12 protein-coding genes and 1 tRNA gene are annotated in these 14,198 nt (G+C 60.4%); 5 read left to right on the top strand and 8 right to left on the bottom strand.

The genetic code is table 11. The features are described from left to right. The 3 genes from JNL55_RS16655 to JNL55_RS16645 all read left to right on the top strand — a co-directional run. Positions 1–2,211: TonB-dependent receptor (locus JNL55_RS16655; protein ID WP_293855837.1), on the top strand; the 2,211-nt coding region annotated here is incomplete at its 5' end. Between the two features lie 18 nt (positions 2,212–2,229). Next, complete coding sequence (locus tag JNL55_RS16650) at positions 2,230–3,990, top strand: amidohydrolase (RefSeq protein ID WP_293855834.1); 1,761 nt, start codon at positions 2,230–2,232, stop codon at positions 3,988–3,990. A 229-nt stretch (positions 3,991–4,219) separates the two neighbouring features. Next, positions 4,220–4,296: transfer RNA gene (locus JNL55_RS16645), tRNA-Pro, on the top strand. 66 nt (positions 4,297–4,362) lie between these two features. Here the strand turns inward: JNL55_RS16645 and JNL55_RS16640 are convergent. The 7 genes from JNL55_RS16640 to JNL55_RS16610 all read right to left on the bottom strand — a co-directional run bounded on the left by JNL55_RS16640 (position 4,363) and on the right by JNL55_RS16610 (position 12,020). Continuing rightward, complete coding sequence (locus JNL55_RS16640) at positions 4,363–4,815, bottom strand: hypothetical protein (RefSeq protein ID WP_293855831.1); 453 nt, start codon at positions 4,813–4,815, stop codon at positions 4,363–4,365. Further along, positions 4,812–5,309 (bottom strand): helix-turn-helix domain-containing protein, encoded by a 498-nt coding sequence (locus JNL55_RS16635; RefSeq protein WP_293855828.1) that lies wholly within the window; start codon positions 5,307–5,309, stop codon positions 4,812–4,814. The genes JNL55_RS16640 and JNL55_RS16635 overlap by 4 nt, the downstream gene beginning before the upstream one ends. A 617-nt stretch (positions 5,310–5,926) precedes the next feature. After that, a complete protein-coding gene (locus JNL55_RS16630; protein ID WP_293855825.1) occupies positions 5,927–6,673 on the bottom strand; it encodes a FecR family protein in 747 nt (248 codons plus the stop codon). A gap of 63 nt (positions 6,674–6,736) precedes the next feature. Continuing rightward, the gene (locus JNL55_RS16625; protein ID WP_293855822.1) at positions 6,737–7,444 is read right to left on the bottom strand and encodes a FecR family protein; all 708 of its coding nucleotides are present in this window, start codon (positions 7,442–7,444) and stop codon (positions 6,737–6,739) included. Between the two features lie 373 nt (positions 7,445–7,817). Beyond that, positions 7,818–9,173 carry an efflux transporter outer membrane subunit gene (locus tag JNL55_RS16620; protein ID WP_293855819.1) on the bottom strand — a complete coding sequence of 452 codons (1,356 nt, stop codon included), beginning with the start codon at positions 9,171–9,173 and terminating at the stop codon, positions 7,818–7,820. A gap of 29 nt (positions 9,174–9,202) precedes the next feature. Further along, a complete protein-coding gene (locus tag JNL55_RS16615; RefSeq protein WP_293855816.1) occupies positions 9,203–10,342 on the bottom strand; it encodes an HlyD family secretion protein in 1,140 nt (379 codons plus the stop codon). 10 nt (positions 10,343–10,352) lie between these two features. Further along, on the bottom strand, positions 10,353–12,020 hold the full coding sequence (locus JNL55_RS16610; protein ID WP_293855813.1) for an MFS transporter: 1,668 nt from the start codon (positions 12,018–12,020) through the stop codon (positions 10,353–10,355). A 110-nt stretch (positions 12,021–12,130) separates the two neighbouring features. On the opposite strand from JNL55_RS16610, the gene JNL55_RS16605 reads away from it, so the two are divergent. Next, complete coding sequence (locus tag JNL55_RS16605; RefSeq protein WP_293855810.1) at positions 12,131–13,228, top strand: serine hydrolase domain-containing protein; 1,098 nt, start codon at positions 12,131–12,133, stop codon at positions 13,226–13,228. Here JNL55_RS16605 and JNL55_RS16600 read toward each other — a convergent pair. Continuing rightward, positions 13,212–13,571: a RidA family protein gene (locus JNL55_RS16600; protein ID WP_293855807.1), complete on the bottom strand. Its 360-nt coding sequence runs from the start codon at positions 13,569–13,571 to the stop codon at positions 13,212–13,214. The two genes, JNL55_RS16605 and JNL55_RS16600, sit on opposite strands and share 17 nt — an antisense overlap. A gap of 125 nt (positions 13,572–13,696) precedes the next feature. Between JNL55_RS16600 and JNL55_RS16595 the strand changes: the two genes are divergently transcribed. After that, a partial coding sequence (locus JNL55_RS16595) for a GAF domain-containing protein (RefSeq protein WP_293855804.1) occupies positions 13,697–14,198 on the top strand: 502 nt, incomplete at its 3' end.

The raw sequence follows: 14,198 nt of genomic DNA, 5'->3' as shown, positions 1-14,198 counted from the left end.
ACTTCGGCGGAGGAGTTGCAAAAGCTCACGCCGGGCCTGGAGGTCAGCAACAGCGGCGGCGTGGGCACCAAGGTATGGACCATTCGCGGCGTCGGCTTCAGCGACTACTCCACCGCGGCGTCTTCGACTGTGGGTATCTACGTCGATGAGGTCGCCATTCCCTATCCGGTGATGTCCACCGGCACGTTCTTCGATGTGGATCACATCGAAGTCATCAAAGGGCCGCAGGGTGACTTGTTCGGCCGGAACACTACTGCCGGCCAGGTCAGTATTTTGAGCCGCACCCCGACGCCGACGTTCGAGGCTGGCGCGTCGCTAGGCTTTGCGCGCTATGAGACCGTCGACTTCGAAGGCTATCTAAGCGGCCCAATCACTGACTCATTGCGCGCCCGGTTGGCGGTGGCCACCACGCAGTCCGGCGAAGGCTGGCAACGTAGTGCCACTCGGCCTAATGACAAGCTTGGCGAGATCGACCGAGTGGCCGTCCGCGGCATGCTCGACTGGACACTGAACGATCGAACCGATCTGTTGTTGAAGCTGCAGGTCAACAACGATAAGTCCGATAACATCGCGCCAACTGCATTCGACGGTCGTTTGGTCGGGTTGCCCGATCGCACTCTGCATGGCGCACCCTTCAATGCCGCCGGCGAGCTGGAATCCGCAGTGGTGTTTTCTACCGGCAACAACGAGCTGGCGGATTGGACCAACGGCCCAAACAATGCGCTTCGGCCTCGCCGCGACAATCAACTGCGTAGCGCATCGGCGCGCTTGAAAGTGGACCTCGGCGGTGTCGAGCTGATCTCGGTGACCGGTTACGACGAATTCGAACGTACCGAAGCCAACGACTGGGACGGCACCGCGTTGCTGGATTCGAGCAACATCAACATCACGGACGTGGATTCGTTCTCGCAGGAATTGCGGTTGGCCGGCGACGGTGATCGGCTCAACTGGACCGTCGGCGCGTACTACTCGACCGACGAAATGAACGAGGACTACAACTACTTCATGGGCGAGGGGCGCTTCGGCATCAACCAGCTCAGCACCGAGTACGTGCAGAAGACCGATGCCATCGCCGCATTTGCGCATGTCGAATACAAACTGACCGCGCGCACCGAAGCAGTGCTGGGCGTGCGTTATACGAGCGAAGACCGAGAGTGGACCGGTTGCAGCTACGACGCGACACCTCCAGACCTCGCCGTAGCGGGCTTGCCGTTGAACGTGTTCCTCAACAACATCATCAATGGTCCAGGGGTGATTACGCCCAACGGGTTGCTCAACGACGGCTTCAACTTTCCGAACGGCTTGCCGGCGGTCAATCCGTTGGCGCCAGGTGCGTGCGGCACGTTCAACGATATTCCGGGCACACCAGGAGCCGGACAGTTCGGCGTGTTCTCGCGCAAGATCTCGGTCGACGAGCCGATGTGGAAGGTCGGCCTGAACTTCCGGCCGGTCGATGACGTGCTGTTGTTCGGCACGATCTCGCAGGGCTTCAAGTCGGGCGGCTTCAACGGTGCCAACTCCAATACCCATAGTCAGCTGCTGCCGTATGAGATCGAAAAGCTACTGGCATATGAGGTGGGCGCGAAGGCGAGCTTTGCCGACCGCACCGTCCAGTTGAACGGCTCGGTGTTTTTCTACGATTATCGGGACAAGCAGGAGCGTGAAGCGGCGGTGACGCCAGTCGGCAATATCTCCGGCATCTCCAACATTCCTAAATCGGAGATCCTGGGCGCGGAGGTCGAACTCGCCTGGCGGCCGACCCAGGACTGGACGGTGAATCTCGGCGTGAGCGTGCTGGACACCAAGGTGGTCGAGTGGCGCCCGGTGGATCCGCTCGCGAGCCAGTATCCGACGGTGGTGCGCTTCGACGCCTCGGGTGCGGAACTGCCCAATGCGCCGAAGTTCTCCGGTAATCTGTTGCTGTCGTATCGGATCCCGGTCGGCCGTTTCGAGTTGACGCCGGCCTTCGATCTGGTTCATCGCAGCTCGACCAGTGGCGACATCACTCCTGAAAATTTTCGGGATGAGTACACTCTCAGCAACCTTCGGCTGTCGCTCGCGGGCGAAGGCAACTGGCGCACGCAGCTGTGGGTGCGTAACTTGTTCGACGAGCAGTATTACGTGAGCGGCCAAACCGGCGGTAACTTCACGTATACGCGCATCAACGGCATGCCTCGCACTTGGGGCGTGACCTTCGAGTACAGCCTGTAACTTCGCTGGATATCGAACATGCAGACAAACAATTCCAAGTCGAAACTCACGTTGCTGGTCGGTTTGGCGATGACGCTGGCACTCGCGTCGTGCGCCAAGCGCAAGGAAGCGGTGGCGCCGGCCGATCTTGTCGTCACCGCCAACGGTGCGATCTACACGCTCGATGCGGCCAAGCCGTGGGTCGAAGCTGTCGCCATCGCCGACGGTCGCTACGTGTTCGTCGGCAGCCGCGCCGAAGCTCAGGCGTTCGTCGGGCCGAAAACCCAGCAGATCGAAGCGGGCGACGCCATGGTCATGCCGGGGTTGGTCGACGCTCACGTGCATCCCTTGATGGGCGGCATCAAGGCCTTGTACGAATGTAACTTCGCGTTCACCGCCACACCTGAGCAAGTAGCGGCGGCGCTGCAAGCCTGTGCCGAGAAGACGCCGGAAGGGACGTGGATAAAGGGCGGCCAGTGGGGCAGCAGTTTCTTCGAGCAAAACAAACTCGATTCGCCGCGCGGCTTTCTGGATCGGATCACGACCCGTCATCCCATCTTTCTGAATGATGATTCGGGCCACAACGGCTGGGTCAACAGCGAAGCGCTGCGCATCGCCGGCATCAATGGTAAGACCGCCAACCCCGAAGGCGGCACCATCGTGAAAGGCGCTGACAAGGAGCCCAACGGAGTGTTGTTGGAGACGGCAGCGCGCTTGTTCGACACTGTCATCCCTTCGTGGACGGATGAGCAGTACGTCAAGGCGGCGCGCGAGGCGACCCGGATCGCCAACTCCTACGGCATCACCGGCATCAAGGATGCTGGTGCGTTCGATCTGGCCACCAAGGCGTTTCATTCGTTGGATCAGACGGGAGATCTGACGCTGCATGTCGCGGCTTGTATCCGCACTCCTTACGGCCGCAGAACCGGGCCGCTCGATTTCGACGCTATCGAAGCGGAGCGTAAGGCCTATCGGTCCAAGCACGTGCAGACCGACTATGTGAAGTTGTTTGTCGACGGCGTGCCGACGCCTGCGCGCACCGCTGCGATGATTCATCCTTATCTGGCTGACAAAGCGCACGGCGATCATTTCACCGGTGGTGACATGCACATCGACGCGCAACAGCTCGCTGCCGACGTGACGGAACTCGACAAGCGTGGCATCACGGTGAAGATGCATACGGCCGGCGATCGTTCGGTACGGGCTGCATTAGATGCAATCGACGCAGCTCGCAAGGCCAACGGCAACAGCGGCCTGCGGCACGAGCTTGCACACGCAGGCTATATCGATCCGGCGGACATTCCTCGCTTCGCCAAGCTCGATGCGGTCGCTGAGTTCTGTCCGATTCTTTGGTATCCGTCGCCCATCATCGAGGCCGTCATCAGTGCGGTAGGCGAAGAACGCGGCCGTCACTACTGGCCGACTCGCACGCTACTCGACAACAAGGCGCGCATCTCCACCGGTTCGGACTGGCCGGCCGCTGTGCCGGATCAGAACCCTTGGGGCGGCATCGAGGCGCTGGTCACTCGTCGCGACCCGCTAGGCGTAGCGCCGGGCGAGCTGTGGAAGGAGGAGGCGATCACGCTCGAGGAAGCGTTGCGGCTCTACACGGTGAACGGTGCGGAGGCGCTGCGACTGGAGCAGCAGACCGGTTCGATTGCCGTGGGCAAGTCGGCCGACCTGATCGTGCTGGATCGTCACTTGTTCAAGATTCCAGTCGAAGATGTCGGCGCCACGCAGGTTCGTAAGACCGTCTTCGAAGGCAAGGTGGTCTTCGACGCCCAGAGCGGCAAAGAGTAGTCATCGCCTTGGTGCGGGCGACGCCGAATCCCTGGATTCGACGTCGCTCGCTCGCGCTGCTACCATGCGCGCCCCGATGCGCCTCTGGGTGCATCGGTCGACAACGAACTACGAGCGCCCGGGCTTCCCCAACAGGCGTTTACAGCTTCAGAAATCGGCGACGGAACAAGGAGTTACTGTCGCAAGTTGTCGCATCATGTCGCGATGTGTAGCATTCGCGACCTTGAGTCGGGACGTGGCGCAGCCTGGTAGCGCACTTGCATGGGGTGCAAGGGGTCGCGAGTTCGAATCTCGCCGTCCCGACCAATCATTTACGAGCGTTCGCTCGGAGCGTTGTGGCCAAGCTGGTGGCCACTTAAGAAATCATGGCGACTACCAGTTAACCAACTGGACACCCGACTGCTTCAGCAACTCCGGGTTTGCTTCAATCCAGAGCTTGGCGCTAGTCAGTTCGTCCGATTCGGTCGTGACGATGAGCTGCACGTATCTGCATTTCTCCACCAGGTCCAGCGGGCTAATGAACAAGCCGCCGTTGAGAGATTGAATATTTCGGCCGTCGGGAAGGTTAGATGGCAGGGGCTGCACTTTAACCTCTGGAGTGTGGCCAAGGATAAAACCGTCATCGCGAATAATCTTCGCAGCGATGCGGTTGAATGGCTCAGACACCGGTGCCGTTGCCGTGAACCAAGCGCACAGTCTAGGCAGCGTGGTCGGCAGAGTGGGTACGACCAGCCCGCCGGTGTATACGCCCATGAACGAAAGCTTGTTGCCGACCTCGTGTCGAATATCGTCACACCATGTGACTGAAAGTGTGCGTGCGTTCATTTGATCGTTGAGTTGACCATGCTGTCAGCTCTTGCTCGCGTGTTGTTCCAAGCGTGCGCAAACTCATCGAGGCTGACGCCGAGAGCAGTGGCGAGTTTGTTAGCCACGCTGAGACCAGGCTCGGTTCGACCGGACTCATAGCGAGAAATGTGCTCCTGTCGCAAGTCACACTGCGTTCCAAGGTCCTTCTGAGACAGACCGGCTTTCAGTCGCAGAGAACTGAGCGTAGGCGCGTCGTAGAACGACTCAGACACCCATTGTCGAGCCTGCTTGGTTTGCTCATGCAAAGAAGCATCGCCGTCGACCTCCGCAAGCAAATTGTCGAACTGCGAATGCGGTTGGGCGCGCGGTGTTACAAGCGGAAAAAGAATCGGTTGCGACAGGTTGGCTTGGTGCGCATTGCCCGAAGGAGTATCGAGCGGTGGGCTAAGCGTCGGGGAATTCGTTCCTGACGATACTGACCAAACGTTTTCGGATTGGGTTTTGTGGGTCATCGTAGTCACTGCTCGTGAGTTTGGACTTGTGAACAATGTCGATTACGTAGTAGGTCCGCTCTCTCCAGTAATACAGATAAATAATCCGGTAGTTCACACCGACAGCTTCGAGTTCGAGAGATCTCAGTCTCCATATCGGTAATTTCTCGATGCGATATATGCTGTGCCATCTTCGGATAGATGAGCGGCCGTGCTCGTCAACATCGAAATCGTTCGTGAGCATATTGGCGAGCAGGTATGCATCGGCTCGAAGCTCGCGCAGAAACTCCAACAGCTTCAGAAAATCGGCGGGACTTTCTGGGCGAATCACATTTCGCAGGGATGCGGTCGCGTTGTCGTGCACGACCAAGGAATACGATGGTTGTGTCACCAGCGCATACCAATTTTGATATGCGTTGACCGACTCGTCAATGGTGGGTAGTCAGGTCGGTACTCAGGGCACAGTAGTTTTCCGTATCGGGCTTGATACATGGCCCTGTTTTATAAGGAAATACGTCCGGATATTGGATTGGCGAATGTCGGGCGCGCTGACGGCACTATCCGGTGCCTGTGTCGGCGTTATCCCGTTGACGGACCCCTCAACCCGGCCGACCAGCCCAGACGCACGGAGCGCGAGTTCAATCTTCAATTCCCTTCCGCCGAGCCCCTCTCTGTCGGGCGCGGATGCATTCATCCAGATAGCGAGCAAAGCGTAGCGGGTCGGCGATCCGAAAACGGCCGGTGATGCGATAGCTCGCGGCCTGGGGATGGCTGGGCATCTGGATCTGGATTCTATTGCGGCGATTGAATTGCGCGATGGCGTCGGCAATGGGCACGCGTTGGAAGACGACGTAGCCGTCGCCCCAGGCGAGTGCGTCGTCGATGTCGACTTGGCGCGATTCCAGTTGTGACTTCTTGTCGACGGTGATTTGCAGGCCGCCGGAGGCGTGCACGGCTTGCGGCTCGCGGTCGTCGGAGGTGCCGCCGAGGGTGGAGACGGCGACCAGGCCGTGAGCGACCACGACTTCGGAGCGATGCTCCAAGCGCGTGACGCTGAACTTAGTACCGACGGCACGAGCGGCGAGCACATCGGTGTCGACGATGAAAGGGCGAGTGACATCCTTGGCGACGCTGAAAATCGCTTCGCCGGTTTGTAAATGAACCAGGCGATTGCCGTCGTCGAACTCGATTTCCAGTCGCGTGCGCGGTCCGATGCGAACCACGCTGCCATCGTTGAGTTTCTTGGTGCGCCATTGGCCGGGGCCGGTTTCGACCACTCGATCCAGCGGCTGCGCCGATAACAGCAATGTGAAGAACAATAGCGCCAGCGCGCGGCCGGCGGTGATGAAGCCGCGCTCTGGGCTGAGCGAAGTTGCGGTAGCCACGATCATTCCTCCCATAACGAGAGTTGGATTTATGCGCGGGCTGGCGGCAGCTACCCGGGAACCTCAGGGGTCCGTCCGTGGGATGCTTTTTGGTTGTTTCTGCGCCTGACTCTTGAGTTCTTTTCGCTTGCGAAGCTGTTCGTCGAGAAAGCGCTCCAGCAGATCGGGGCGGTGGACGTCGAAAGTACCGGTGACGGTGATCAACGGGATTTCGGAATCGCGTGGCACTTTCAGCGCGAAGGCGCTGTGACGGTTGAAGCGGGCGATCGCGCTTTGCACCGAGGCTTGGCGCACTACCACAAGGCCGCGTTCCCACGCCAACCACGCATCGGCGTCGATGGCGCGTGGGATCATGGGCTCGCCCGGTTTGACGATGACTTGCTGATCTCGCGCGGCTTGCGCCGACTCGCTCAGCCCGAAACCCCAATGCGTATTGCGTTGGATCAGCACTTGGCCGTCGCTGGTCGTGACTTCGGTGCGGCCGTCGCGATGATCGACGGCAAATTTCGTCCCGACCGCGCGTACTGTCGCGAGTGGCGTATGTACATAGAAAGGTCGGGTCGAGTCGTGCTGTACCGTACTGATGACCTGGCCGTAGGGCAGTTCGATGCGACGTTCATGAACTTCGTCATGAATGATGACTTTGGTATCGGCACCGACGAACAAGCCACTGCCGTCCTTCAACTTCACCGGCTCTGTTTGGCCCGGGCCTGTGGTGATGGTGGTTGGATCGATGGCATGAGGTGTCAACAACAGTGCGAGCAGCACCACGGCTAACGCGGGGTACTTGATGACCCTTTGGATCGGCCTCCTCCTTGAGCGTGGGCGAGCGAAAGGTTTCATTTAGATGTGCCGCGCATGCGCAGCGGCGCCAGGGCAGTTTTGGTCTGCACAGTGCGCGTCGCCGCGTCGTTCGGGCACCCTTGAGTTGTACTAATCTGACAATCAGCTACAAACTTTTGTCGCTGGCGCGGGAGCCCCCCGCGTTTGGCGGACGTCTAATGGACCGGACCTGGTCCAGCCTCAGCCCCTTCACTTTGGCTAGATTGTGTACTAGCTTGAAACCGCGTCATGGGGTTATGGCGCCGAATTTCTCGTAGGTTTGTGTGCAGGGAAGAGAGGGGCGGGTTCCCCAAGTCGGATATTAGTTTTTGCCAGTGCGCTGCCAGCCGCCGCCCATGGCTTTATATAAGTTGACGCTGGCGGCGAGTCCATCGGCTTGAACTTGCACCAACGAAAGTTCCGCTGCCAGGAGGCCACGTTGTGCATCCAGCTGATCTAAATACGGGGAATACCCGGCGCGATAACGATTGGTGGCATGACGAAGAGCGTCGGCGAGGGCGTCGCGTTGGGCTTGTAGATGTTTGGCTTGTTCGGCGAGTCGTTGTAGAGCGACCAGGCTGCTGTCCACTTCGCTGAACGCGGCCAGCACCACCGAACGATAGTTGAACGCTGCTTGATCTCGAACTGCCGCGGCCTCGTCGCGTTCGGCGGTAGCCAGCCCGCCATCGAACAGCGGCGCCAGGATGCTGGCGCCGACAGAAAATAAACTAATGGGATCGTCTCGCAAGCCACTGGCGTACAGCATGCCGGTGGAGCCGGTCAGTTGTACGTTCGGAAGGAAGGCTTTGCGCGACGCTGCCAGACTCAAATCGGTGGCCGCGAGTTGGTATTCCGCTTGAGCAATGTCGGGGCGACGTCGCAGCATGTCGGCGGGCAAGCCTGCCGGGATCGGTGGAATGTGTAGCTCACCCAGCGCCACACTGCGAGCGATGGCCCTGGGCGTATCGCCAACCAAAGCACTCAGCGAGTTCTCTTGTTGAGCGATCGCAAGCTCGACCTGCGGGATGATTTGCGCTGTGGCTTCGTACTCCGCTTGTGCCTGCGCGAGCTCCAGGCGCGATGCGTAACCGACGCGCGCTCGGGACTCAGCAATATGCAACGCATCGGTGCGAGCGACCAACGTTTCCCGAGCGACCTTCAAGCGAGCATCCAGCGAACACAGTGTGATGTAAGCGCTGGCAGTCGCGGACGCCACCGACAAAACGATTGCATCGTGAGCCGCTTGGCTCGCGAGATATTGTTGACGAGTGGCGCCAACCAGATCGCGAACGCGACCGAACAGATCCACTTCCCAAGCTGCCTGCAGTTGTGGCTCGACAGACTGCCCGACCGACGGCGTGCCGAATGCATTCAAGGTTCGAGCATGAGCGCCGCCGACGACGGCATCGACTGCAGGAAACAAACGCGAGCGTGCCTGGCGCTCCTGAGCCTGCGCTTCTCGAACGCGAGCCGCGGCGATTGCGACATTGGCATTGCGAGCCAACGCTTGATCGACTAAGTCGACCAGCGCCGGGTCGCCGTAGCCACGCCACCAGTCTCGCTCAATCTCTACAGTCGGGCCGACAGACACTCGCCACTGTTCGGGCGGGGCGATGGATGCTTCCGGCGGTGCCGGTCGATTGGCGAGCATGCAGCCGGAGAGCACAAAGGCAAGCATTGCTGCGAGAATTCGCCGGCACGCAAGCATCACGGCGCACCTTGAGGTTGTGCGCGATGACTCGTGTCGACTTCCACTTCAACCGACATGCCGGGGCGCAGCCGAGTGGCCAGCGACTGATCCGGATCCACAGCGATTCGCACAGACATGCGCTGGGCAACCTTCACGAAGTTGCCTGTGGTGTTGTCCGCCTTCAGCACGGCGAACTCCGAACCGGTGGCGGGGGCGAGTCGTTCCACCTGGCCAGTGAGCTTCGCGCCAGCGAGCGCATCGACATAGAACACAGCCGGTTGTCCCGGTGCCATATGCGCAGTCTGCGCTTCTTTGAAATTCGCAGTCACCCACAGGCGAGGCGGCACGACGAACATCAGTTGTGTTCCGGCGGTCACATACTGACCGACCCGCACGCCGACATCGCCGAGTTGGCCGTCGACGGGCGAGCGAATCGTGGTGTTGGCGAGATCGATTTCCGCGAGCTTCAATGTGGCCTGCGCAGATTCGACGGCGGCGTCGAGTCCGCCTCGGCTGACCTCGACGGCCACGATATCTTGCTTGGCAATTTCACCCGCTGCGAGCGATTGATTGACGGTGGCTTCAGCGGCTCGCAAGGCTGCCAGCGTCTGATCCCGTTCGCGCAACGACACCGAACCGTCAGCGATCAACTCGTCGACGCGCTTGGTATCGGCCTGCGCTCTGAGCAGCTGTGCTCGTGCGCTCTCCAATGCAGCAGCTTGCGCAGCGGCAGTTGCATGCTTAGATCGCAACGTCTGTGCCGAGTTGTCGCGATTCGCCATGGCGGCGGCGAGGTTGGCCCGCGCCTGATCGACGCGTTGACGATAGATGCGATCGTCGATCTGCGCGAGCACTTCGCCAGCTTTGATAGCTTCGTAGTCCTGCACCGGAACTGCAACGACGTAGCCACTCACTTGCGGGCTGATCAAAGTCGTCTGGCCGCGAACATAGGCATTGTCGGTCGATTGAATGGTGCGTGCGAATGGCCACAGCTCCCACGCGTACAACACGATCAATATGCCGGCCAATGCCGCGACGATGACGATGCTCGTCGTCAGCAGCGTGTGCTTTGGCGGCGCCCAACCCGTCGGTGCAGATTTCTGCACCGGTGTTTCGATGGGGTCGATGACTCGCGGTTCTTCGGGAGGTGCGTTCAACGGTGACGACTCATTGTTGTGGGGCTCGCATCTTCGCCATGGCGGCCAGCGCCCCGGCCATGGGGTTCACGCCGGTGATGTACATGCGCAGCTGGCGCGCGCCGATCCATAGCAGCGTCAAGCAGGCGAGCACGAAGATGATGAAGAACACGTCGTTGAAGGCCAGCACATTGGCTTCACGCGTGACTTGTTGAGATAACGTCGCGGCTCCCTGCGCCGAACGCAGCGTTGGGTCGCTGACTACGCCGCCATATGCGCCGCCTAATGTTTGTAAGCGGCCCGCGACTTGCGGATCAGTCAGCGTCAGGGATTGAACGATGGAATGCGAGTGGAATTTCTCTCGCATGATCTGCACGCTGCCGAGCAAGGCCGAGCCGGCCAAGCCGCCGAGCGACTGAGTGATGCTGAACAGCGCCGAAAAGCTGACGATGTGATTCGGGCCTTTGGCCAGTGCCTGCAGAATACCGATCAGCAACGTGGGGCCCATGAAGTACACGGCGGCGAAGGCGATCAGGGCCTGGCTGACGTACATGTTGGCTGGCCGGGTCAGATTGGTGGCGTGCGCGTCGATGAAGGCGCCTATGGCAATCAGCAACACGGAAATGAAGATAGGTCGCCCGAGATTGGCGGGATTCACGGTCAACGCGCTGGTGACGATGCCGATGACGGTCATCACCGATACCACCACGAACAGACTGAGCAATTGATCGTTGTTCATGCCGAGCGCAGTCAACAGGCCGACGGCGCCATAGGTCTGTTCCGACAGCAGCACCCGAACAGCGGTGGCGACGAAAGCGAAGCGAAGGATCAGCCCGCTACCCATCCACCGAGTATTCAACAGCGGGTTGGCCCGGTTGTGCTCGATCAGCAGCGCGGCGGCGATCAGCACGATGGCGCCACAAAGCGCGTAGCCCAACCACGGCGCCTCAGTCCACCACAGCACGCGACCGAGCCCAAGAAACGCGCAGAGCAGGGCGACACCAGGCGCATACAGAGCGAAGGTGACGAAGTCGAGCTTCTCGAACGCCTTCATGCGCTCGCTGGGTGGTAGTCGCAACAGCACGACCGCCGCCAAACACAGCAACGACAATCCCAACTCAAATATATACAACGCCCGCCACTGGCCGAGCTCGAGCAGATCGGATGAAAACAAACGCGCCAGCGGCGTGGCCAGTTGCGGGATGCCGATGCCCAGCACGATGCCTTTGAGCCGATGTGCGGCCGGCATGGATTGGATGATGTACAGCAAGCCCAAAGTGGACAGCGCGCTTGCTGCGATACCGCTCGCCCCACGCACGATCAGCGACGTCGAATATTCGTGCACGAACAGATGTGACGCCGTCAGCAGGATGTACGCGGCCAGAAAGATGCGCACGAACGGCACCAGCCCGAACTGCTGGCGAAATTTCACCAGCAGCAGGCTCATGGATACGTTGGTCATCACATACACGGTCGACATCCAGGCGGCTTGATCGCTGTACAAGCCGAGCGCGCCTTGGATGTTCTGGAGGTTGGCCGAGACCAGCGCGTTGCCCATGGCGCCGGTGATGGCGACGAGCACGCCGATGGCGAAGTAGCCGAAGCGGCGAGCCGTGGGATGGTCCGGGGACGCGGGTGAGCCCGGCATCATCGGCCGTTCGTGCGGCTTGAACTGGTAGGCGGTGGCCTCGTCGGTCATGGAGCGCCATCGTACAAGGGCCGGCGAGCGGGCAGCAGTCGTGAACTACCGCGAGCGCGGCCCGAGGAGTCGGGTAAGATGCGACGAAATTCCCGCCCCCGGAGCCTTCCATGATGGTCAGCTCGGCGAACTGGTTGCGAGCGCTGTTGTTGTTCGTGGTGCTTGGTCCGATGGTACCGGCGTCGGCCGAACTGGCCTCGGCTGATGTCACAGCCATCGATACCTTGGCCAAACAGGCAGTCATCCAGGGACAAACGGCCGGTCTGGTGGTCGCGGTGGCCGAGCAGGGCAAGCCGGTGTTCGTCCGCGGCTACGGCTATGCCAATGTGGAATGGGACGCCCTGGCCACGCCCAACACCGTATTCCGGATCGGGTCCATCACCAAACAATTTGCCTCGGCCTGCGTGCTGCTATTGGCCGAACAGAAGAAGCTGTCGCTGGACGACAAGCTCGCCAAATATTTCCCGGACTTTCCTCGCGGCAACGAGGTGAGCCTGCGCCAGCTCATGAATCACACGTCCGGCATCCACAGTTATCCCGGGCGTAGCGAGGAAACAATCGCGCGTGCCGGCATTTCGGTGCCGGACATGGTGCAGCACCTGGGCACGCTGGGGTACGACTTCGATCCGGGCAAGGATTGGGCGTACAGCAATTCCGGTTATTTCCTGCTCGGCGCCGTCATAGAAAAGGTCAGCGGGCAGAGCTTCCGTGACTTTGCCAACCAACGCTTGTTCCAGCCGCTGGGCTTGACCCACACCGCGGTCGACTTGAATGAAGAGGTGGTGCCGCAGCGGGCGTCCGGCTACGAACGTGATAAAGCCAAGCAAGGTGAATTCGTCAACGCCGTCTACTCGCATATGAGCGTGCCGCACGCGGCGGGCGCGATACGGTCGACGGCGGAAGATTTGATCAAATGGACATCGGCCTTGCACGAAGGCCGGGTGCTCGGTGCCGCGTCATATAAAGAGATGACGACGGCACCTCGCATTACCGGTAAGGACCCGGTGAATTACGGCCTCGGGCTGTGGCTCGCGCCCGAGCAGGGGCATGCGTTGTTCAGTCACAACGGCGGCATCGATGGCTTCGAGGCCAGCCTTGCTTATCTGGTCGAACGCAAGCGCACCTTGGTCATTCTCAGCAACACCCAAGGCGGCCTGGGTGAGTTGCGGGCCAAGCTGCTCGGCGTGCTGCTTACTGAGCAGCGATGACGCGGATTTCCACCGTGTACTTGGGGTGAGCCAACTTGGCTTCCACGGTGGCGCGCGTCGGCGTGTTGCCGGGGCTGACCCACTTGTCCCACTCCGAATTCATTTCGGCGAAGGTGCTGATGTCGGCCAGCCAGATGGTGGCTTCCAACAGACGGGTTTTGTCGGTGCCGACCGAGGCCAGCGACTCGTCGATCTGCTTCAGGATGTCGGCGGTTTGCGCGGCCACTGACTGACCGGCCGCTTCTTCGGCGACGTAGCCCGACAGATAGACGGTGCCGGCATGGACCACGACGGCGCTCATCCGCGGGCCGACTTCGTAACGCTCGATCTTGCTGCTGCTCATGACGTTCTCTAGCTGTACTGGACAAAAAAAGGGCGCGTAGTTTCACTGGCCCGGCCGGGCTCGGCAATGCGCGCGGCCGAAAAAAAATTCATGACTCCACCGGGCATCCATGTTATGACCCGCCGATGCCAGTCAACCCGGAAAAATCTTCCAAACCCGCGCCCACCGAAGCCGAACTGCAGGCCGATGTGCTGACCATCGGTCGGATCGAGGCCATCCCGACGCTGCTCAACGTGGTGTGTCGGATGACCAAACTGCGATTCGCGGCGGTCGCCCGGGTCACCGAGGATCGGTGGATTGCCTGCCAGGTGCGCGATGAGCTGGATTTTGGCCTGAAGCCCGGCGGTGAACTCCAGATCGAAACCACCATTTGCAACCAGATCCGCCAGCACGGCCGCCCGGTGGTGATCGATCATGTGGCCGCGAGTGAGGCGTTCTGCGGCCATCCAGTGCCGGCCCGCTATGGTTTCCAGAGCTATATTTCGTTGCCTATCGTGCTGCCCGACGGCAGTTTTTTCGGCACGCTATGCGCGCTCGATCCGCTGCCCAGCAAGCTCAATAACGATGAAGTCATCGGCATGTTCAAGCTGTTCAGCGAGCTGGTGGCGTTTCACTTCGAAGCTCAGC

It is taken from the genome of Steroidobacter sp. (assembly GCF_016790065.1).
GTDB lineage: Bacteria > Pseudomonadota > Gammaproteobacteria > Steroidobacterales > Steroidobacteraceae > Steroidobacter.
This window is presented reverse-complemented; position numbering and strand designations above follow the sequence as displayed.

Coding starts and splice junctions, on each gene's coding strand:
- JNL55_RS16650 (WP_293855834.1), top strand. CDS start 2,230: ATGCAGACAAACAATTCCAAGTCGAAACTCACGTTGCTGGTCGGTTTG.
- JNL55_RS16640 (WP_293855831.1), bottom strand. CDS start 4,815: ATGAACGCACGCACACTTTCAGTCACATGGTGTGACGATATTCGACAC.
- JNL55_RS16635 (WP_293855828.1), bottom strand. CDS start 5,309: ATGACCCACAAAACCCAATCCGAAAACGTTTGGTCAGTATCGTCAGGA.
- JNL55_RS16620 (WP_293855819.1), bottom strand. CDS start 9,173: ATGCTTGCCTTTGTGCTCTCCGGCTGCATGCTCGCCAATCGACCGGCA.
- JNL55_RS16610 (WP_293855813.1), bottom strand. CDS start 12,020: ATGACCGACGAGGCCACCGCCTACCAGTTCAAGCCGCACGAACGGCCG.
- JNL55_RS16605 (WP_293855810.1), top strand. CDS start 12,131: ATGATGGTCAGCTCGGCGAACTGGTTGCGAGCGCTGTTGTTGTTCGTG.
- JNL55_RS16600 (WP_293855807.1), bottom strand. CDS start 13,571: ATGAGCAGCAGCAAGATCGAGCGTTACGAAGTCGGCCCGCGGATGAGC.